This window comes from Streptomyces pyxinae, from assembly GCF_024756275.1.
Taxonomy (GTDB): Bacteria; Actinomycetota; Actinomycetes; order Streptomycetales; family Streptomycetaceae; genus Streptomyces; species Streptomyces pyxinae.
In genome coordinates this window covers 65,838-85,408 of record NZ_JANUGQ010000021.1, presented here as the reverse complement: position 1 = coordinate 85,408, position 19,571 = coordinate 65,838, and the positions used below count along the sequence as shown (strand labels likewise).

Annotated in this window: 18 protein-coding genes and 1 pseudogene; 9 read left to right on the top strand and 10 right to left on the bottom strand. The window is 74.0% G+C overall.

Annotation, left to right across the window (positions count from 1 at the left end; all coding sequences use genetic code 11):
- Positions 1-41: 41 nt before the first annotated feature.
- Both NX801_RS22390 and NX801_RS22385 read right to left on the bottom strand, forming a co-directional pair.
- Positions 42-212, bottom strand: coding sequence for a hypothetical protein (locus NX801_RS22390; protein ID WP_258789625.1), 171 nt, complete (start codon positions 210-212; stop codon positions 42-44).
- 217 nt (positions 213-429) lie between these two features.
- Positions 430-813 (bottom strand): winged helix-turn-helix transcriptional regulator, encoded by a 384-nt coding sequence (locus NX801_RS22385; protein ID WP_258789672.1) that lies wholly within the window; start codon positions 811-813, stop codon positions 430-432.
- A gap of 321 nt (positions 814-1,134) precedes the next feature.
- Here NX801_RS22385 and NX801_RS22380 point away from each other — a divergent pair, with 321 nt between their 5' ends.
- Positions 1,135-1,842, top strand: coding sequence for a DUF4232 domain-containing protein (locus tag NX801_RS22380; protein WP_258789624.1), 708 nt, complete (start codon positions 1,135-1,137; stop codon positions 1,840-1,842).
- A 45-nt stretch (positions 1,843-1,887) separates the two neighbouring features.
- Here the strand turns inward: NX801_RS22380 and NX801_RS22375 are convergent, their stop codons facing one another.
- Positions 1,888-4,995: a LuxR C-terminal-related transcriptional regulator gene (locus NX801_RS22375; RefSeq protein ID WP_258789623.1), complete on the bottom strand. Its 3,108-nt coding sequence runs from the start codon at positions 4,993-4,995 to the stop codon at positions 1,888-1,890.
- Between the two features lie 297 nt (positions 4,996-5,292).
- Between NX801_RS22375 and NX801_RS22370 the strand changes: the two genes are divergently transcribed.
- On the top strand, positions 5,293-6,330 hold the full coding sequence (locus NX801_RS22370) for a hypothetical protein (RefSeq protein ID WP_258789622.1): 1,038 nt from the start codon (positions 5,293-5,295) through the stop codon (positions 6,328-6,330).
- Between the two features lie 66 nt (positions 6,331-6,396).
- On the opposite strand, the pseudogene NX801_RS22365 reads toward NX801_RS22370, so the two are convergent.
- Together NX801_RS22365 and NX801_RS22360 are read right to left on the bottom strand one after the other, a co-directional pair.
- Positions 6,397-7,950 (bottom strand): annotated as a pseudogene (locus NX801_RS22365) (MFS transporter); the annotation flags it as partial.
- Positions 7,951-8,482: 532 nt separating this feature from the next.
- Positions 8,483-8,998 (bottom strand): hypothetical protein, encoded by a 516-nt coding sequence (locus tag NX801_RS22360; protein WP_258789621.1) that lies wholly within the window; start codon positions 8,996-8,998, stop codon positions 8,483-8,485.
- A 163-nt stretch (positions 8,999-9,161) separates the two neighbouring features.
- On the opposite strand from NX801_RS22360, the gene NX801_RS22355 reads away from it, so the two are divergent.
- On the top strand, positions 9,162-9,401 hold the full coding sequence (locus NX801_RS22355; protein WP_258789620.1) for a hypothetical protein: 240 nt from the start codon (positions 9,162-9,164) through the stop codon (positions 9,399-9,401).
- Positions 9,402-9,535: 134 nt separating this feature from the next.
- A complete protein-coding gene (locus NX801_RS22350) occupies positions 9,536-10,345 on the top strand; it encodes a protein kinase (protein ID WP_258789618.1) in 810 nt (269 codons plus the stop codon).
- Between the two features lie 36 nt (positions 10,346-10,381).
- Here NX801_RS22350 and NX801_RS22345 read toward each other — a convergent pair whose 3' ends face one another.
- Both NX801_RS22345 and NX801_RS22340 read right to left on the bottom strand, forming a co-directional pair.
- On the bottom strand, positions 10,382-10,588 hold the full coding sequence (locus NX801_RS22345) for a DUF397 domain-containing protein (RefSeq protein ID WP_258789616.1): 207 nt from the start codon (positions 10,586-10,588) through the stop codon (positions 10,382-10,384).
- A gap of 142 nt (positions 10,589-10,730) precedes the next feature.
- Complete coding sequence (locus NX801_RS22340) at positions 10,731-11,300, bottom strand: TetR/AcrR family transcriptional regulator (RefSeq protein ID WP_258789615.1); 570 nt, start codon at positions 11,298-11,300, stop codon at positions 10,731-10,733.
- Between the two features lie 97 nt (positions 11,301-11,397).
- On the opposite strand from NX801_RS22340, the gene NX801_RS22335 reads away from it, so the two are divergent.
- Entirely contained in the window at positions 11,398-12,138 is a 741-nt protein-coding gene (locus NX801_RS22335; RefSeq protein WP_258789614.1) for an SDR family oxidoreductase, read from the top strand.
- Positions 12,139-12,196: 58 nt separating this feature from the next.
- Here the strand turns inward: NX801_RS22335 and NX801_RS22330 are convergent, their stop codons facing one another.
- Positions 12,197-12,418, bottom strand: coding sequence for a DUF397 domain-containing protein (locus NX801_RS22330; RefSeq protein ID WP_258789613.1), 222 nt, complete (start codon positions 12,416-12,418; stop codon positions 12,197-12,199).
- Positions 12,418-13,299 carry a helix-turn-helix domain-containing protein gene (locus NX801_RS22325; protein ID WP_258789612.1) on the bottom strand — a complete coding sequence of 294 codons (882 nt, stop codon included), beginning with the start codon at positions 13,297-13,299 and terminating at the stop codon, positions 12,418-12,420. Before NX801_RS22325 ends, NX801_RS22330 begins: the two co-directional genes overlap by 1 nt.
- Before the next feature lie 307 nt (positions 13,300-13,606).
- Here NX801_RS22325 and NX801_RS22320 point away from each other — a divergent pair, with 307 nt between their 5' ends.
- The 3 genes from NX801_RS22320 (at position 13,607) to fxsT (ending at position 17,203) form a co-directional block, all read left to right on the top strand.
- Positions 13,607-14,053 (top strand): ATP-binding protein, encoded by a 447-nt coding sequence (locus NX801_RS22320; RefSeq protein WP_258789611.1) that lies wholly within the window; start codon positions 13,607-13,609, stop codon positions 14,051-14,053.
- Positions 14,050-14,583, top strand: coding sequence for a hypothetical protein (locus tag NX801_RS22315; protein ID WP_258789610.1), 534 nt, complete (start codon positions 14,050-14,052; stop codon positions 14,581-14,583). Before NX801_RS22320 ends, NX801_RS22315 begins: the two co-directional genes overlap by 4 nt.
- Before the next feature lie 172 nt (positions 14,584-14,755).
- A complete protein-coding gene (gene fxsT, locus NX801_RS22310; RefSeq protein WP_258789609.1) occupies positions 14,756-17,203 on the top strand; it encodes an FxSxx-COOH system tetratricopeptide repeat protein in 2,448 nt (815 codons plus the stop codon).
- Between the two features lie 75 nt (positions 17,204-17,278).
- On the opposite strand, the gene NX801_RS22305 is transcribed toward fxsT, so the two are convergent.
- Positions 17,279-17,830, bottom strand: a complete 552-nt coding sequence (locus NX801_RS22305; protein WP_428986200.1) for a MarR family winged helix-turn-helix transcriptional regulator — start codon at positions 17,828-17,830, stop codon at positions 17,279-17,281.
- A gap of 159 nt (positions 17,831-17,989) precedes the next feature.
- Here NX801_RS22305 and NX801_RS22300 point away from each other — a divergent pair, with 159 nt between their 5' ends.
- Complete coding sequence (locus NX801_RS22300; RefSeq protein ID WP_258789608.1) at positions 17,990-19,195, top strand: FAD-dependent monooxygenase; 1,206 nt, start codon at positions 17,990-17,992, stop codon at positions 19,193-19,195.
- The last annotated feature ends 376 nt before the right edge of the window (positions 19,196-19,571 follow it).

Here is a 19,571-nt window from a genome sequence, read left to right as displayed (position 1 = left end):
CGGGGCGGGGCCAGAGCGCGGGGCTCGAACGCGGGGCGCGGCTACGTCTCCGGATGGTTCAGACCGTCGCGGTTCTCTCCATCGTCGCCGGCGGATGTGCCGGTGGGGTCGGACTCCTGAGTGTCAAAGCGGTCCTGCACGCGGGTCAGGTGTTCGACGGCGATCAGCAGGCCGGACGTGCCGGTGCCATCGGGGTTTTCGCGCTTGACCATGGTCGTCTTCGCTCACTTCCGGTGAAGAGGGCTGGTGACGTACTCGGTACTGGGACCCTGCCCGCCCGAACGTGGGTGCGCAAGGGCGTGATTGCGCCTGCCCGAAGTGCGGCAGGGGCACAGCGTCCGCGCGCATGCGACACAACGCACTCGCCGGTGCCGGAGCGCGCGAGGGGCGACTTGCGCGTTGCCGCGTCAGCCTGATGCCGCGCATCCGTCAGGTGTCGAAGCGGCGGCGGGCGTCCTCGATGTGGCCGAGGTGCTGATGGGTCCAGCCGCACATGGCGTCGACCGTGGCGCGCAGGGCGCGGCCCGGCTCGGTGAGGGTGTACTCGACCCGTGGCGGCACGGTGGGGTGCACCTTCCGGTGGACCAGACCGTTGCGCTCCAGCATGCGCAGGTTCTGGGTGAGCATCTTGTGGCTGATGCCTTCGACCTCGCTCCTCACCTCGCTGAAGCGCAGGGTTCGTTCCCCCAGGGCCTCGATGATCAGGAACGCCCACTTGTTGGCGACATCGGAGAAGATCTCCCGCGCCAGGGAGTCCGCGCGTCGCAGATCCGCGTCCTCGGGCAGGCCCTTGAGGAGCCGCTCGGTCACCATCGAGTCCCCTGTCACCGACATCCATGTTCTTGCGGGTCGGCCACTACTCTCCTCTGGTTCCTCGGTAACCACAAGAGAGCAACGACGCCGCGAGCACCATCCGGAGTCCGTACCGAGGTCCGTACCGGTGGGTGGCGGCTGCGAGCGGGTGGTGCGGGTGATCAGCTGCGTGTAACAGGAATGTACCGGCGGGGGGTTGGCCGGAACGGGCGGTCGGGGCGGGCAATCCTGGTGATCGGACACACCCGTTCGTACCCACACGGGACGAGCGGCCGGCACCCCAAGCGATACCACCGATACCTCCGACACCGAGGAAGAACGATGCGCGTTCACAAGCTCACCTTCACGGCCCTGGCCGTTGTCGCGGGACTCTCGCTCACGGCCTGCCAGAACGACGACGGCGGCGCGGTAGAGAGCCAGCCGGCCGCCGCGTCCACCGCCTCCTCCACGGGCGGTGGTTCCGGCTCGGCCGGCTCGGATCAGGGCGGCGGGACGGACTCCGCGGGGAACGACTCCGCCGGGAAGGGTTCCGGTGGGACGAGCTCCGCCGGAAAGAGCTCCGGCGGGCCCGGGACGGCCGCCGGGACCGGTTCACAGGAGAGCGGCAAGACCGGGAAGTGCCGCACCGACGATCTGAAGATCACGGCGACGGACAACACCATCGGCGGCGACCCGGACCGCACGGTCGCGGTACAGCTGAAGAACGGCAGCGGCCGGGACTGCACCGTTTCCGGGTTCGCGGGGGTCGACCTCAAGACCAGCGCGGGGTCGCTCTCCGCGAAGCGCAAGGGCAAGGGTGCCGACCCGGTCGTCCTCAAGAGCGGCGAGTCGGTGTACTTCGGTATCAACTACCCGAACAACGATTCGGGCGGCTCCGGCGTCCGCATCACGGGGCTGGTGGTGACCCCGCCGAACGAGACGAAGTCGGTCACCCTCGGCTGGCCGGGCGCCGCCACGCTGCCGGTCACGGACGGCAGCGGGTCCCCGGTCACGGTCGGCCCGATCGGCAGCGCCGGCCAGGGCGGCTGACCCGCACGCCTCCGGCCGCCGGGGCGGGGCGGGGCGCCCGGCGGGCTATCCGGGGTCGTCCGGATCCGCCGGGAGCGGGGTCAGGGCGCGGCGGGAGGGCGCGGAGAGTTTGCGCATCGCGCGGCTGACGTGCTGCTCCACCGTGCGGGGCGAGAGGTGCAGGGTGTCGGCGATCTCGCGGTTGGTGAGGCCGCTCCCGGCCAGCTCCGCGACCTCGCGTTCCCGGGGCGAGAGCCCAGGAGCACCGGGCGGGCGCCCCCGGCGGGGCGGGGCGGCAGGGGGCGCGGCGAGCCGGAGGGCGGCACGTACCCGGGCGGCGTCCCAGACCGCCCCGAGACCGGCCAGGACCCGTACCGCGCCCTCCAGTTCGGCGCGGCCGGCCGCCGGGTCCCCGGTGGCGAGCGCACACCGGGCGGCGGCCTCGGCGGCCAGTGCGGCGAGGTACGGCCGGGGCAACGCGGCGTACCCGGCGGCCGAGGCCCGGTAACCGGCCAGCGCCCCGGCATGGTCGCCGGCCGCCTCGGCCAGCGCGGCACGGCACCAGTGCGCGGCGGCCTCGGCGGCCGGGGGCGGCACACAGTACGGCCCACCCGCCGACTCCCCCACAGCCGCCCGGCACGGCCGGCCGGCCGGATCCTCCGCAGGCGGCAAGTACGCCCGGTCGGCCGGCTCCTCCACAGGCGGCGGGCACGACTGACCGGCCGGATCCTCCACAGGCAACCGGTACGGCCGACCGCCCGGGTCCTCGACCGACAGGCAGTGCGGCCCACCCGCCGGGTCCCCCGCAGACGCCCGGTACGGCCGAGCGGCCGACTCCCCCGCGGGCACCGGGTACGGCCGAGCGGCCGACAGCCGGCGCAGCCCCGAGCTGAACTCCTCGGTCAGGCGCCGGGCCTCCGCCGTCCGCCCGGTGGCCAGTGCGGCGGCGACCGCCCAGGGGGCCAGCTCGGCGGCCCATGCCCAGATGCCCTTCCGCCGCAGCCGGGCCCAGGCCGCCACCGCCTCCGCGCGGGCCGCCTCGGGCTCGCCCCGGGCGAGGGCGAGGCGGATCAGCACGGCGGACGCGGCCGCCGCGACCGGCACCATCTGGGCGTCCGGGGAGGGTACCTGGGGGCCGAGGAGGCGCTCGGTCACCTGCTGCCAGTCTCCCCGGGCCAACGCCAGGGAAGCCAGCACCAATTGGGCCTCGGTACCGAGTACCGGCCGCCCGGAGACCTGGGCCATCAGCTGTTCGGCCCGGTCGGCCAGGCCCGTCCAGCGGCCGGTGAACCAGTCGAGCAGCAGCGCGGCACTGCGCCCGGCGAGCGTGACGGTCGAGTCGGCCCGGCCGGCGGGACGGCGCGCCGGATGGGCCAGGCTCTGGTCCAGCCAGTCCCGGGCCTCCCGGTAACGCCCCAGCCAGGTGGCGGCGTCGGCGGCGTTGGAGAGCCCCCGCACCCAGTGGTGCAGCCGCTCCGGTTCCTCGCCCGGCCCGGGCCGAGCGGCGAGGTGGCGGCCGGCCCGGGGCTCACCGACGGTCAGCAGCAAGGAGACCCCGTTGGCGGCGACGGCCGCGTGCAGCGCGGGCTCCCGGACGGTCGCCGCCGTCGCCTCGGCCCGCTCCAGCCAGTGGAGGTGCTCCGCGAGCGTGGCACCGGGCCAGTGCGGTATCGCCATCCCGGACAACACTCGTGCCGCCAGAGCCGGTTGCCCTGACAGCTCACGGGCCGCGCGCTCCAGGCGCAGCCAGCGTTCCCGGTCGGGCGGCAGCGGGGTGCACAGCGCCAGCGCCAGTGAGATCCGCGCCTGTCCCCGTACGGCCTCCGGCAGGGCCGGGTCGCCGGCGATGGAGCCGAGCAGCCGTTCGGCGGCGGCGACCGGCAGCGCCGCCGCAAGCGGGCCCATGGCCGTGGCGGCGAGCCGGGCGCGGGAGTGCGCGGCCAGGCGCCGGTCGGCCAGGGTCCGGCGCAGCAACCGGTCGGCCTCGTCGTGGCACCGGGCCTCCAGGTACGTGCCGATGGCGCGCTCGACGGCCCGGAGCCGGCCCCGCTCCTCGCCCCCGGCCTCCAGCTGCGCGGCCACCGACGGCCAGGGCGGCTCCCGGCGGCCGGCCAGCACCCGGGCCGCCGCGCGGTGCAGGGCGGCGCGCCGGGGCCCCGGCAGCGAGGCGGCGACGGCCTGTCCGGCCAGCGGGACGGCGAACCCGTAGGTGTCGGGGCCGAGTTCCTGGAGGGCGGCCGTCTCAAGGGCGAGGACGAGCCCCTCCCGCCCGGCCGCCTCAGGGAGTCCGGCGACCTCGGCCAGCTCGGCCGCCGAAGCGGACACACCGGCAGGCTCACCGGCGCACCCACCGGCAGGCTCCCCCCTGGCCGCGCCCACCGGCCCGCCCAGCACCGCCGCCGCCCAGACCAGGGGCCGGTACGCGGCCGGGACGGCGGCCGTCCGGGCCAGGGCCAGTTCGGCGAGGCGGGGCGGCGGCTCCAGTGCCGCCACCTCCCCGGCGGTCAGCGCCCGGCCCGCGCGCCCCGCCCCGCCGAGCGCGTCGAGCACGTCCACCACCACCTGGGCCACCCCGCCGGTGATCCGGTGCAGCTGTACGGCTCCGTCCCCGGCCGGCGGGGCACCGAGCCGGGCGGTGGCCAGCTCCCGTACGGCCGCCGGATCGAGCGGCCCGAGCCGGTGCCGTACCACCACGGCCCCGGGAGGCGGGACCAGCGGGCGCCCCAGCACCAGTCCGGACACCGGGAGTTCCTCCGGGCGGTGGGCCAGCACCAGTACCTGACCCGGGCGGGCCGTGCGTACGGTCTCCCACAGCAGCTCACGGCCCGGCGGGTCCGCTGCCTGGACGTCGTCCACGACCAGCAGGGCGGCCCCCGGAGCCGTACGCACCCACGACAGCCCAGCCACGCCGGCCACCCCGGACAACCGCGCCACCCCCGACGGTCCGGGCAGCCCGGCCACCCCGGACGGCGAGACAGACAGCAACGGCCCGGCGGCGGCGGAGAGCACGGCGCACTCCGCACCGTCCGGGGCGGCGGCGAGGATCCGCCCCGCGAGCCGCGACTTGCCGGTGCCCGCCGCGCCTTCGACCAGCAGCACCAGGGGAGCGCCGTCCCCGGCGGCGAGGGCTCGCCGCACCCGGGCCACCACCTCGGATTCCTGCGCGGCGACCATCCGCGACCCTCCGATATCCGGTCGGCCGGGCCCGGCGAACGCCGCCGGCCCGTACGGGACTTCTTTGCGTATCCGTATTCCGGCCACCCGCATTGCCCGGGCGTACGCCGGCGCAGCAGCCTAAGGGCCGCCGGGCGGCCGTTTCCAGCCCCCCACCGGATGCGCCCCCGGCCGGAACCCGTCCCGCGCACCCCCCCTCCCCACCCCGCCCCACTCCCCCACATCCGCGGGCGCCCCCACTCCCTCCCCCACCCCGGTGTCCGGGCGCCACCCGCACGCCGAGGAAGGATCCCCATCGTGAAGTCGCTCGGAGTCACCTCCGCGATCCTGACCTGTGCCGCGTTCGCCCTGTCCCTGAGCCCGGGCACCGCGAACGCCCGCGACACCGCCCCGGCCACCGGTGCCCGTGCCGCCACCGCCACCGCCACCTCCGCCAACAACCTTGCCGTGAACACCACTTCGGCCAACCTCTGCACCTCGGGGACTCTCTCCGGCCGGAGCGTGGCCGGGGCGCGCTCCCCGGAGCAGGTCGCCCGGCACCTCGGCTCGCTCACCGAGGAGCACCGGGCCGCGCGCGGCTACGTCCCCGGCAAGGGCGCCAAGGGTGCCCTCGCCGCTCCCGGCGACCGTGCCACCGCCCGCACCGCCCCGGCCGGCGGCACGGTCGCCGCCGCTCCGACCATCCACCCCGCGCAGGGCACCGCGTTCAAGCGGTTGCAGGGCAGCGACGGGGCCTGTGCCACCCAGTCCGTCTCCACCCAGGTCCGGGTCCGGGACACCGACACCACCATCTACACCCCGACCCTCTACCCGGCGGGCGGCTCCTGCGTCGAGCTGGTCACCGTCTACAACCGGGGCGAGGCGTCGGTGTCGGCCTGGGACTGGTGCCGCAGCATCATCTTCAAGGCGTCGGTGCCCATCGACAGCAGCTTCCTGAGCACCTACACCGACGGATCCTCCAGCGCCTACACCGGCCGGGTGACCAGGACCTCCGCGTCGGGCAACACCTGGGCCGCCGACCTCTACAACCACCGCACCCGCTCCTGGGACCGGCTGTACAGCCAGTCGGGCACCACCCAGGCCCGGTACGACGGCTGGGACATCTACGAGATCTACTCCTCGGTCGGCTCCTCGGGCCGGGCAGGCTCCTGTGACGCCATGGCGGGCATCACCTTCGATTCCTCGAACATATCCGTGCGCGCCAACGGCGTCTGGTCGGCGGCCTCCCCCGCCAACTCCGACACCGGGTACGACGCGCCGAACAGCGCCTTCTCCTGCCCGACCCGCACCTATCGCATGGTCAACGCCTACGACCACTGGACGGCCGTCGGCTGACGGACCGCTCCGGTGCCGGCCGGCGCCGCCGTGGCGACCCCGAACACCACGGCGGCGCCGGTCCTCTCACGCGCCGGAGCCACCGCCGGGGCGGCGTCCCGGCCGCTCGGGGCGCAGGGGGGTGCCTGCCATGGGGCACTCGTACGGGCAGGAGTCGGCCACCCGGGAACCGCTCCGCCCGGGGGCGGCGGGCGGCTCCTCGGGCCGCCGCTCCTCCTCCAGCACATCGCTCCGGATCTTCGTCAGGGCGATCAGCGCCCCGGCGACGGCGAGTCCGGCGGTGATGAACATCGCGGTGTGGAAGCCGTCCGCGAGCGCCCGAGGGTCCTGGAAGTCGTCGCCGCCGAGGCCCGCGAGGAGCGGGAGGGCGGCGACCGAGGCGAGTTGGGCGACCCGGGAGACCGCGTTGTTGACGCCCGAGGCGACCCCCGAGTGCTGGGCGGGCGCGGCGGCCAGGGCGGTGGCGGTCACCGGGGCGACCGTGGTGGCCAGGCCGAGCCCGAAGACCAGCACGGCGGGCAGCACCTGGGTCGCGTACGCCTCCGCTCCGGCGTCGCCCACCCCGATCCGCAGCATCAGCAGCATCCCGCCGGCCAGCAGCAGCGGCCCCACGGTCAGCGGGAGGCGCGGCCCCACCCGCTGGGCCAGCGCGCCCGCCCGGGAGGAGAGCACCAGCATCAGCAGGGTCACCGGGAGGGTGGCGGCCCCGGCGAACAGCGGGCTGTAGCCCAGCGAGGTCTGGAGGAAGACCACCAGCAGGAAGAAGACCCCGCCCAGGGCCGCGTACACCACGAAGGTCACCGCGTTGGCGCTCAGGAACTGTGTGGCCCCGAACAGCCCGGGCGGCAGCATCGGGCTCGCCGCCCGGCGCTCGGTCACCGCGAAGGCCCCGAGCGCGGCGAGCCCGGCGGCCAGCACCACACCGGTCAGCCACAGCGGTGCGGCACCGCGCGGTCCCTCGATCAGCGCGTACGTCACCCCGGCGAGCCCGGCCGTGGCCAGTACGCCGCCGAGCACGTCCAGCCGGCCGGTCGCGGTGGCGTCCCGGCTCTCCGGCACCCGGCGGGCGGTGGCGGCGAGCACGACGAGCCCGATCGGCACGTTCAGCAGGAAGATCCACCGCCAGGAGGAGACATCGATGAGCCAGCCGCCGACGACCGGCCCCAGCGCCGACGCCACCCCGGTCAGCGCGGACCAGGCGCCGATGGCCGCCGCCCGGTCGTCGGAGCGGTAGGTGGCCTGGATGATCGCCAGGCTGGCCGGGGTCAGCAGCGCGGAGCCGACGCCCTGGAGGGCGCGGGCGACGATCAGCACTCCGGCGGTGGGCGCCACCGCGCACAGCACCGAGGGCAGGGTGAAGGCGACGATCCCGGCGACGAAGATCCGGCGCCGTCCGTAGCGGTCGGCCAGCGAGCCGCCGAGCAGGATCAGCGCGGCGAGGGTCAGCAGATAGCCGTCCAGCACCCATTGCAGCTGGGAGACGTCGGCGTGGAGGTCCCGGCCCATCGCCGGGAGGGCGACATTGACCACGGTCGCGTCCAGGAACCCCATGGCCGAGCCGAGCACCGTCGCGGCGAGCACCCAGCGCCCGGTGGGCGAGCGGAAGGCGACCTCCCCCGGGGTGTCCGGGGTGCCCGGAGTGCTCCCGGTGCTCCCGCTGCTCTCCCCTGGTCAGCGTTCATGGGTCTGCCGCCCTTCGCCTGCCCCGTCCGGTCCGTCTGCCGCGTCCGTCCCGGCTGCCCCGGCTGCCCCGGTCCTGCCTGCCGGACCGGCCGATCGTACGGCGGCGGGCCCGCCCACCGGCCCAGGCGCGCGCCCGCGCCCGTGGCGTCACGCGGGAGCACCACCGGAGCGCCGTTCGACAGCACCACCGAGCACCCCCCGGCAGCACCATCTGCCGTACCATCTGCCGTCAGGCGGAAGCCCCCCCGGGGGGCGCCACCGCAGGAGCACCGTCCGAGCGTCACACGGTTCTCACACGGAGCACCGCCCCCGGGCGTTCCGAGGCGCCTCCCGAGACATCACCGGCACCGGAACCACCCGGCGCGATTCACACCGGCCGGCCGGATCGACCGGGCCGTCCCCGCCCGGCACCGGCCGCGCGAGTCGGCCGGGGCGGCCGGTGCCGACCGGCCTCACCCGGCGGCCCGGCTCACTCCAGTTCCACGACCGCCCAGTGCCGGCGGCCGTCCGGCAGGACGTCCACCCCGCAGTCGGTGACTCCGTGCCGGACGAGCGCGAGCAGATGTTCGGCCCCCGGCTCGCCGCCGGGCGGCACCTCGTGGCTGGAGACCATGAGCGCCGCCCGGCCGTCCTCGTCGGCGAGGTGCAGGCTGATGCGTCTGCCGCCGTCCCCGACGGCCGCCCGGACCAGGACGCCGACGGCCTCCCGCACCTGCCCGGCCGCCCGCGCGTCGAACGGCAGCCGCCACTCCCGCAGCCGCTCCACCACCCGGCGCTGCGCCCGTCCCACGACCCAATCGGCCGACTCCAGAGGCCAGTTGGCGCCGCGCCGGTTCCGCATCACCGCTCGCGCCTTGTCCGGGCGGGGACTTCTGGGGTTCTTGGGGTCCGGCCGGGGCAACTCCACCGGCTTCTTCGGCGGGGGCGGGGTCTTCGGCGGGTAGTCGGGGCGGTGGGACCAGTTCCCCTCCGCGGGTGCGCTCATGCCCGTACCGTACTCCCGTGACCCCGGCCCGGTTCCCGGAAAGCCGGACGCCCGGGACCAAGAGCCCGGCGGCGTCACTTTCCGTAAGGCCATACCCCTCGCATGGGTGGTCCCTGGGCAACCTGCCCCGCCCCGGCCGGGTTTGCGCCCTAAGGTCGGACCCGTGACCGACTACGCCGACGAGGCCCGATCGCGGGCCGCCCGCCTCCTCCGCATGGCCGCGACGACCGACGAACGCACCCGTGCCCGCCTGATCGACTACGCTGCGGCCACCCCCGACCCGCCCCATATGGGCCCGGACGGCATCCAGACCACCGGCTGCCCCCGCTGCGCCCACACCATGTGGCGCCAGCGCGGTCTCTGGGTCTGCGCCTCCTGCGGGGAGGTCCGCGACACCCTCTGAGCCGTTCCCGTGCGCTCCGTGATCACCTGTTTGAGTGAGCCGGAGGCCACGGAGCCGGGAGGGGTCATGGCAGCGCACGCCCAGGCCCCGGCGTGCGTCGGCCGGAGAACTGACGTGACCTGAGGGGAACCGGCGTGGCTGATCTGCCCGACGCCCACTTCGAAGACCTGATCCACCCGCACACCGGAGAAGTCATCAGGGTCGAGATCCCGGAGCGGGGGTTCGGTTCGGATTTCGCCGCGATCATCAGCGGCGAGAAAGGAGCGTTCTTCGTCAAGGCCATGTTCAACCGGCCGGGAGGACGCCGGGGCTCCATCGTCCGGGAGCGGCTGATCAACCCCCATGTGCGGCCGCTGTCTCCTCCACTGCTGTGGAGCGCTGACGGGGAGGGCTGGATCATCCTCGGGTTCGCGGCCGTCGAGGAGCGTCCCCTCGACTTCCGACCCGGCTCGCCGGATCTTCCCCTCGCCGTGAACCTCCTCAACAGGGCTGCGGCCCTGGAGCTGCCCGATGTCGCACGGGACTGGCCGGAGAACCGGTGGGACGACTTCGCGAGAAGCGAGGACGAGTTGTCGCTCCTCCGTGGCGACGCGCTGCTGCACACCGACATCAACCCGTCCAATATGACGGTGGGGAACGCGGGCGCGTGGCTCATCGACTGGGCGTGGCCCACCCATGGGGCGGCGTTCATCGACCCGGCCTGTTTCGTCGTGCAGCTGATCTCGGCCGGCCACAGCCCGGAGTCGGCCGAGTCCTGGGCGGCCGACTGCACGGCCTGGGCGGCAGCGGATCCGAAGGCGGTCGACGCGTTCGCTGTGGCCGATCTGCGGATGCACCGTGCTGTCGCCGCCAGGCGCCCCGACGAGGGATGGCTGGCGGCCATGGTGGTGGCGGCGCAGGCGTGGGTGGACCACCGGGGCATCATCCCCGGGGCAGCCCGGTGACCCACACCGCCCCGGCGATCGATCGATCGTGCCCCCTCAGCCGTCCGTGGAGAGGGAGGCGAGGAAGGGGCCCCAGGACCCGGCCTTGAAGGTGAAGGCGGGGCCGGAGGGGTGCTTGGAGTCGCGGACGGCCATCCGGCCGTCGGGGAGGCGGGCGCCCTGCACGCACGCGCCGCCCTGGTTGTTGCTGTAGCTGGAGGTGAACCAGTCGGCGTCGCGCGGCGATTCGGCTGGGTGGTTCATGACGGCGCTCCTTGGCGTGGTCGCCCCGGGCCGGTGTGCCGGGGCGAGGGGGGTGCTCTGGAAGGAGCTTGCGGGACGTGGAGCGGGCGGGGGAACGCTGTTACGCGCCAGTCCTCGCGGACCCGCCGGGCCGGCTCGGGCGTCAGGTGCGGGGGCGCAGGCCGTCGAGGACCACATCGAGGAGATGGCGGGCGCGGGTGTCCCACTCGGCGTCGTCCAGCCGTGACAAGTAGCCGATGAGCAGGATGACATCGCGGGCGTCCACGTCGGGCCGGAGGCTTCCGTCGGCCCGGCCCGCTTCGAGGAGGGTGGTCACCGCGTCCCCGATCGGGCCCAGGCTGTGGGTGGTGAGGTCGCGCCACACGGCCACTTCGACGGCGGCCAGCACCCCGCGCTTGACCCGCGCGTAGTCGGCCACCCGGTCGAACCAGCGGGCCAGCGCCTCGGCCGGCTCGTACTCGATCAGCAACGCGGGCGCGGCGGCGACCAGTTCGTCCACCTCCTGCCGGTAGACCTCGGCCAGCAGATCCTCCCGGGTCGGGAAGTGGCGGTAGAGGGTGCCCTGACCGACCCCGGCCTGTTTGGCGACCGCGTTGAGCGCGATGTCGCCGGACTCCGCGACGGCCTCCCGGGCGGCCTGGACGATCCTGGCGCGGTTGGCGGCCGCGTCGGCACGGCGGCGTGGTGCGGGTGGTGAGGGTGGTGGGTTCATCGGTCCTCGGCACGACGACAGAGCTAAACGGACACGTGTCCGGTACGCTGGATCCAGTAAGCGGACACGTGTCCACATTATGCCGGAGGAGATCCCGATGTCGGACATCAGCGGCAAGGTCGTCGCCATCACCGGAGCGAGCAGCGGCATCGGGGAGGCCACCGCCCGGCTGCTCGCCGGACGCGGAGCGGCCGTCGTCCTCGGCGCCCGCCGCACGGAACGCCTCGAAGAACTCGCGGAGAGCATCCGCGCGAGCGGCGGGCGTGCCGCCACCCGCACCACCGATGTCACCCGCCCCGCAGACCTCGAACGCCTGGTCGCCGGGGCCGTCGATGAGTTCGGCCGACTCGACGTGCTGGTGAGCAATGCCGGCATCGCCACGATCGGCCCCGTGAGCGACCTGGACACCGAGGGCTGGTCCGCGATGATCGACGTCAACCTGCGCGGCGTGCTCCATGGCATCGCGGCGGCGCTCCCGGTGTTCCGGCGGCAGGGCCGAGGACACCTGGTGACCACGGTCTCGACGGCCGGGCTGAAGATCGTCCCCCATCAGGCGGTGTACGCCGCCACCAAGAACGCCGTCCGCACCCTGCTGGAGGGTCTGCGGCAGGAATCGACCGACGGGGTGCTGCGCACCACGTCGATCTCCCCCGGCTATGTCCGCACCGAACTGGCCGACTCCATCGACAACCCCGAGGTCCGGGCGAAGATCCGCCGGAGCATGGCGGAGTCGGCCATCGCGCCGGAGGCCGTGGCCCGCGCCATCGCCTTCGCCGTCGAGCAGCCCCACGATGTGGAGATCGGGGAGATCACCATCCGCCCGACCACCCAGGGCTGAGGGCCCGCCCCTCCCCGGGCAGGGGGAGGGGCGGGCCCTCAGCCGAACGGGCCTCTGGTCAGGCCCGGTTGCCGGTCTCCGACGCACCGAGCGAGGTCACGAAGGACCCCCAGACTCCGGCCTCGAACACGAACGCGGGACCGGCCGGGTTCTTGGAGTCCCGCACCGCCATCCGACCGTCCGCGAGGCGGGCGCCCGCGACGCACGCACCGCCCTGGTCGTTGCTGTAGCTCGACGTGAACCAGTCGGCACCGCGCAGCGCCTCGGCCTTGTCGGTCATCAATGCCACTCCTTGATCGCTTCCTTGATGATGCTCAGAGACTCTTCGGGCCCCGGAGCAAGACTTTGCAGGTCGGTGAACGCGTCCTCGTACCGCTCCACGTCCTCCTCCCGGCGGTTGACCAGGGCGTCCGCCAGGTTCTCCAGATAAATGATCGGCTTCGGACCGTTGTCCCGGAACCGTAGGAGGATGAACGCCCCGTTCATACCCGGGTGCGCTCCGGCTCGGTACGGCAGGACCTGGACCCGTACGGACGGCAGCGAAGCCATCTCCACGATGTGGTTCATCTGCGCCCGCATCACGTCCGCGTCACCCACCCTTCGGCGGAGGACCGCCTCATTGATGATCGCAGAGAACTTCAGTGGAGCGTTGGTCCGGGTCAACGCCGCCTGCCTGGTCACTCGTACCTGGACGAGCTTGTCGATCTCCTCCTCGGAGAGCCCCTCATGAGCGCGCCGGTGGATCACACGGACGTACGGCTCGATCTGGAGCAGACCGGGAACGAACTCACTCTCGTAGTTCTGCATCGCACTCGCGGCGGCTTCCAGCCCCAGGTACGCCCTGAAGCTGGGCGTGATCACCTGGCGGTACTCCGCCGACTGCCACCAGTCGCGCTTGGTCTTGGTCACCGCCGCGTAGTTGACGAGAAGCGCGCGAGCGTCGCCGTCGACGCCGTACATGTCGCACAGCGCGATGACATCGGCGGGCTCCACGGTGACGTTGTCTCCCGACTCCAGCCGGGTGATCTTCGACGCGCTCCAGAGGAGCCGCTTGACCACCTGGCCGTTCCTCAGACCGGCCGCGAGGCGGTGCTGCTTGAGCTCGCGGGCCAGCTGTAAACGACACAGAGCGGGCGAGGCCGACTCGACGTCCGTGTGCATCCGGGTTCCTCCCTGCGCTTGTCACCAGTGTGTCGGTCGACCTTCCACCGACGCAAGGAACGTTCTGCGCTGCGGCAGAAGAAACTGCCCAGGCGCGAACTAGGTGTCTTCTGGCGGGAATTCATCGCGCATTTTGCCGGGGGAATTCCCCTGGAAGACGTTCCGACAATAGCGGCTCCACTGCCAGGCTTGAGCCCCGAACTCACGGATGGTCATTCACCGTGGGCGGTATGTGACCCCTGCTCGGAGGCCTTCCGGCGTGCGCCGACACCCTCGCCCCGGGCTCGACAGCCATGAAGGACGCGCGATGCTTCCCTGTTTTCTGGACGACGAGGACGGGCCGGTCGGCCGGCCCTCGGAGAGCCCGCTCGCTCCCATCACGGAGCAGCGGATCCAGGTCGCCTTTCTGCCCGAGCCCAGGCGGGTGGCCGAGATGCGGCGGATGACGGCCACGACGCTCGACTGCGCCGGGCTGGTCGACCCGGGTGTGGTCGATGTGGTGCAGCTGCTGGTGAGCGAGCTGGTCACCAACGCGGTCCGGCACGGCAAGGGCGGGCTCGTGGGGTTCTGCCTCCGGTACGACGCGGCCGACGAGGTACGGATCGAGGTGGACGACCACTCCACCGGCCGGCCCGTGGTCCGGCACCCCGGTCCTGACTCCGAGAGCGGCCGGGGGATGCTGCTGGTCAAGACGCTGGCGCTGGCCTGGGGCCGGACCGGCTCCTGCACCTGGTGCACGGTGCCGGTCCGATGAGCGCCGGCGTCCTGACGTACTACCGCTGCGAGATATTGGTGGAGGAGCGGATCGGGCCGGGGGTGACCCTGCCGTACGAGCACACTGCCACCCGGACCATCTCGCCCAAGCTGGCCCGCCGTTGGCTCTGCGGGGTCGCCCGGCGCACCGCCAACCGGCTCGACCCCGGGCGGTCGCCGGCCTGGTTCCAGCCCGAGGGGCGCTGTTACGCGACCGCCCGCCCGGACTGCGCCTCGCAGTTACGGGCCTGGGGCGAGGACGAGGGGCGCCAGCGCGAGGTGCGGGAACGGCTCGGTGCGGGGACGCCGTTCTCGTTCGTCGCCTCGGACGGCACTCACCGAGTCACCCTGTCCGTCGTCCCCCGGGTCGAGACCGTCCCGCTCCCGCTGGTGAGCGGGGAACTGGCCGTGGCCGCCGGGGCGTTCGCTCCGGGTCGACGGCAGCAGGCGGTGCTGCACGTGTTCTGCACCTGGTTCGCGGTGCTGGCACTGGTCGAGGCGCTGGCGCTGGCCGTACTGGCCGCGCGGTGAGAGCGGGTGGACCCGGCCGGCTGTCACGGCTTCGTACCGATGGTCTTCCGGCCACCTCGCGCCCCCTGCCCCGCGGTCATCCTTGCCTCAACAGGTTGAGGAGAGACGGGCGGTGCGGGCGAGCGTGCGGAACCGGGCGGGAAACGGGCCGAGGCGCGGCGGGTGGCCGGTGTTGCTGCTGGGGGCACCGCTGTCGGCGGCTCTGGTGGGCGGGATCGTCTGGGCGGTCGCCCGGTTCGGGCTGGAGGTCGCGGACCAGACCGCCAGCGTGGTGGGCGGTACGGCGGGCGTGCTCGGGCTCGCCGTCTCGCTCTACGCCCTGCGCGGCGGCGGGTCCGGAGGCGGGGGCGGTGGCACCCCGGGCGGGACCGCTCCGGCGCGGGAGTGGGTCTCCTCCGCCGCCGTCCGGCCCTCGCTGCGACCACCAGCGCCGGGGGCCCCGGTACGCGGCCGGGAGCGGGAAATCGCCCGGCTGGACGCCCTGTCGCGGTCCAGGGACGGCGGGATGGCGGTCGTCTGCGGGGCCGGGGGCCTGGGCAAGACCACCCTCGCCATGGAGGTGGCCGGGCGGGCGCAGCGGGCCGGGCGGGCGGTGTTCTGCGTCCGCTGGCGCGACGAGCCCGCCCGGCTGGCCGAGGAACTGTCGCAGATCGCCCAGGATCTCGGGTTGTCCGAGGCCCGTCTCATCGACGCGCAGACCGGCCGGGCGGCGCTGGTCGATGTCGTCTGGGAGCAACTCGCCTCGGTGCGGGGGTGGGTGATCGTCGTGGACAACGTGGACACGCCCGCGCGGGTGGGCCCGGAGGCGGAGCCGGTGAGCGCGTACCGGGGCTGGCTGCGGCCCGACGGGGGCGGACTGCTGCTGGTGACCAGCCGGGACAGCGACACCGTCACCTGGGGAGCGCGCGCCACCGTGCTGCACCTCGATCCGCTGGGCGACCGGGCGTCGGGCCAGGTCCTGCTGGACGCCGCGCCGGGGGCGGGCACCCCCGAGGAGGCCGAGGCACTGGGGGCGCGGCTGGGCGGACTGCCGCTGGCGCTGGAGGCGGCGGGCCGGTATCTCGCGGCGCCCACCAGCCGTTTCCGCACCTTCACCGCCTACCGGGACGCCCTGAGTACGGAGTTCGGTGACCTGCTCGGCGCCGAGCACCCCCGGGCGGCCGACCCGGAGACCGCCAGGACGGTGGTCCGGCACACCTGGGACCTGTCGCTCGACCAACTGGCCCGGGACGGCCTGCCGCTCGCCCGCCCCCTGCTGCGGCTGCTCGCCCTGCTGGAGCCCGCGCCCCTCCCCCGTACCCTCATCACCCCGGCCCTGCTGACCGACGCCACCGGCGAGCCCGCCACCGCCGCCGGGGTGGACGCCGCGCTCGCCGGGCTGCACCGCTACGGACTGCTCGGCGCCCCGCAGGCCGCCGTCCCCGACGAGGGCGTGGGCCGGCTGGTGCTGCACCCGCTGGTCCGCGAGGTGACGGCCCTCTCCGCCACCGGGACCGACCTCACCCCCTGGTACGCGGCACTCGACCGCCACCTGATCCAGGCCGTCGAGGACACCGTCCGGTCCGGCCGCGCCGGCTGGCCCACCGCCCGGCTGCTGGCCCTGCACCTGCCCGCGCTGCTGGACCGGGCGCCCGCGGAGGAGGTGGTCACGGCCCGGGCTCCCCTCGACGATCTCGCCCATGTCCTCGACGCCGCCGGGGCCAGCGCCGAGCGACTCCTTCTGCACCGCCGCGTTCTCGACGCCGAGACCGCTCACCTCGGCCCCGACCACCCCGACACCCTCGCCAGCCGCAACAACCTCGCCGGCACCCTGGGCGAACTGGGCCACCGCCAAGAAGCCGCCGACCTCCACCGCGAAACCCTCACTGCCAGTGAACGCATCCTCGGCCCCGACCACCCCGGCACCCTCAACAGCCGCAACAACCTCGCCACCACCCTGCACCACCTGGGCCACCACCAAGAAGCCGCCGACCTCCACCGCGAAACCCTCACTGCCAGTGAACGCATCCTCGGCCCCGACCACCCCGGCACCCTCAACAGCCGCAACAACCTCGCCGCAGTCCTGAACGAACTGGGCCACCATCAGGAGGCTGCCGAGCTCCACCGACGGACCCTCACCACCCGCGAACGCGTCCTCGGCCCCAACCACCCCGACACCCTCACCAGCCGCAACAACCTCGCCAGCACCCTGCACAACCTGGGTCATCACCAAGAGGCCGCCGAGCTCCACCGACGGACCCTCACCACCCGGGAACACGTCCTCGGCCCCAACCACCCCGACACCCTCACCACCCGCAACAACCTCGCCGACACCCTGTACGTACTGGGCCATCTTCAGGAGGCCGCCGAGCTCCACCGACGGACCCTCACCACCCGGGAACACGTCCTCGGCCCCAACCACCCCGACACCCTCACCAGCCGCAACAACCTCGCCAGCACCCTGTACAACCTGGGCCACCACCAAGAAGCCGCCGACCTCCTGCGTGAGACCCTCGCCGCCCAGGAACGCGTCCTCGGACCCGACCACCCCCACACCATGGGAACCCGCGACAACCTGACTCTTGTAGAGGCGGCCATAGCAGAACGCCACCGCCGCCGCTGGCGGCGACGCCGCCGGTAGCGGCGCCGCCACCGCCACCGCGCAGGTGGTCGCGGCGAACAGGGCGCCGAGCACCTCGGAAGACACGAGACGGGATCAGGGAGAGTGCGGCGGGGGTGCGTCGCCCGCCTCCAGCAGGTCCAGGCGCGCGGTCACGTCGTCGGCCAGCCGGCCGAGCAGCCGGCCCAGGTCGGCGCGGTCCTGCTCGGACCAGTCGCTGACGACGTCCGAGAACCAGCCGACCAGGGAGGCCGCGTACCGGTCGGCCGCTCCGGCCCCCTCGGCGGTCAGCTCGATGAGGCTGGCGCGCCGGTCGTGCGGGTCACCGACCCGGCGTACCAGTTCCCGGCGCTCCAGCGCCTGCACCTGGCGGGTGGCATGGGGGCCGACGACCTGCATCCGCTCCGCGATCTCCCCGACGCGCAGCGGCCGGTCCGCCATGTGGAGCGTCACGAGCACCCCCATCGCGGGACGGTCCAGGGTCAGCCCGGCCGCCTCGGTGGCGCGCTCGATCAGCCGGCCCCGGGTGACGGCAGCGCTCAGCCGCGTCAGCCGGGGCAGGACCGCCGACATGGCCATGGCCGACCGGTCGGAGCCGGAGTCGGCGTCAGGGCCGGGGCCGGGAGCGGCCGGGTTCTCCGCGTTCATCAGAGCAGACCTCCACTTGCATACCTAAGTTAGGTATCTGTACAGTCGGGGGCGTGGTCGCGCCGATCGGCACGTCACACCGTCCGTAAAGATACCTAAGGTACGCATCCAGGTCTGGAACTTGGCATCGCGGCCTTCCCAACGCTTACGGAGTCCCCCATGAAGCACCCCACAGGCCGCAAGGTCCTCATCTCGGGCGCGAGCATCGCCGGCCCCGTCCTCGCCCACTGGCTCGACCGCTACGGCTTCGAGGTCACCGTCGTGGAGAAGGCGGCGGCCGTCCGGGGCGGCGGCTACGCCATCGACATCCGCGGCACGGCCCGCGAGGTCGCCGGGCTCACGGGGCTGCTGCCCCGGCTGCGCGAGGCGCACGTCGACACCCGCAGGATCTCCTTCGTGGACGCCGACGGGGCACTCATCGGCGCCATCCGGCCCGAGGCCGTCACCGGCGGCGTCCAGGACCTGGACCTGGAAGTGCCGCGCGGGGCCCTGGCGGACGCGCTCTGCACGCCCCTCTTCGACCGGGTGGAGTTCCTGTTCAACGACTCCATCGCCACCCTGGACGACCACGGGGACCGGGTGGAGGTCACCTTCGCCGGGGGCGACCGCCGCACCTTCGACCTGGTGATCGGGGCGGACGGACTGCACTCCCACACCCGCCGGCTGGTCCTCGGCCCCGAGGAGCCGTTCCACCACTATCTCGGCCATGTCTTCGCCGGGTTCACCCTCCCCAACGAGTTCGGTCTCGCCCACGAGGGCGTCGTCTGGAACACCCCGGGCCGGACGGCCGCGCTCTACGCCCATGAGCCGGACGACCGGGTGCACGGGTTCCTCGCCTTCACCCGGGAGGAGCCGCCCTTCGACGCCTTCCGCGACCCCCGGGCCCAGCACGAGCTGGTCGCCGCCCGGTTCCCCGAGCGGACCTGGCACCTTCCGCGCCTGGTGGCCGCGGCGCGCGAGGCCGACGACCTGTTCTTCGACATCGTCAGCCAGATTCATCTGCCCACCTGGTCACGCGGGCGCGTCGCGCTCGCCGGGGACGCCGCCCACGCGACCTCGTTCCTCTCCGGCCAGGGCACCAGCGTCTCCCTGGTAGGCGCCTACGTCCTGGCCGGGGAGCTGGCGAGCCACGCCGACCACGCGGACGCCTTCGCCGCCTACGAGCGGAGGGTCCGCCCCTTCGCCGAGCGCAACCAGGCCCTCGCCACCCCGGGCGGCACCATCGTCACCCCCACCACCCAGGAGATGCTGGACACCCGCGACAAGGCCCTGCGCGACCCGGCCGGACCGGCGCTCGCCCAGGACTCCGCCGCCCACACCGCGCTGACCCTGCCGGACTACCCGGCTCCGGTCCGCCCGGCCTGACGGCCCGCCGCACCCCGGGTGCCCGGCCGGGCACCCACGGGTCGGCTCCCGTCAACACGCGGCTGTCCTCCCGCAGTCGGGCGGCGACCGCGCGGTCGGTGAGGTCGCGCCACAGCCGCTCGCGCCCCGGCCGGCCGCGCGGCCCGACGGCACGCGGCCCCCCGACTCCCCGCCGCGCACCGCGGGGTCGAGCACCGCCCGTACGGCGGGCCAGGCTGAGGCCACTTGAGCGGGGAAAACGCAACTTCGACAGGGCCCGCGGAGGCCGCTACCTTCCACCTGTCTCCGGCGATCGCCCACGGTCGCGCGGGAGTTCCTTCTGGCCGCGCCACCCGCGACGGGGTGAGCCGGTCACACTCCATGACCCCTCGCCCCC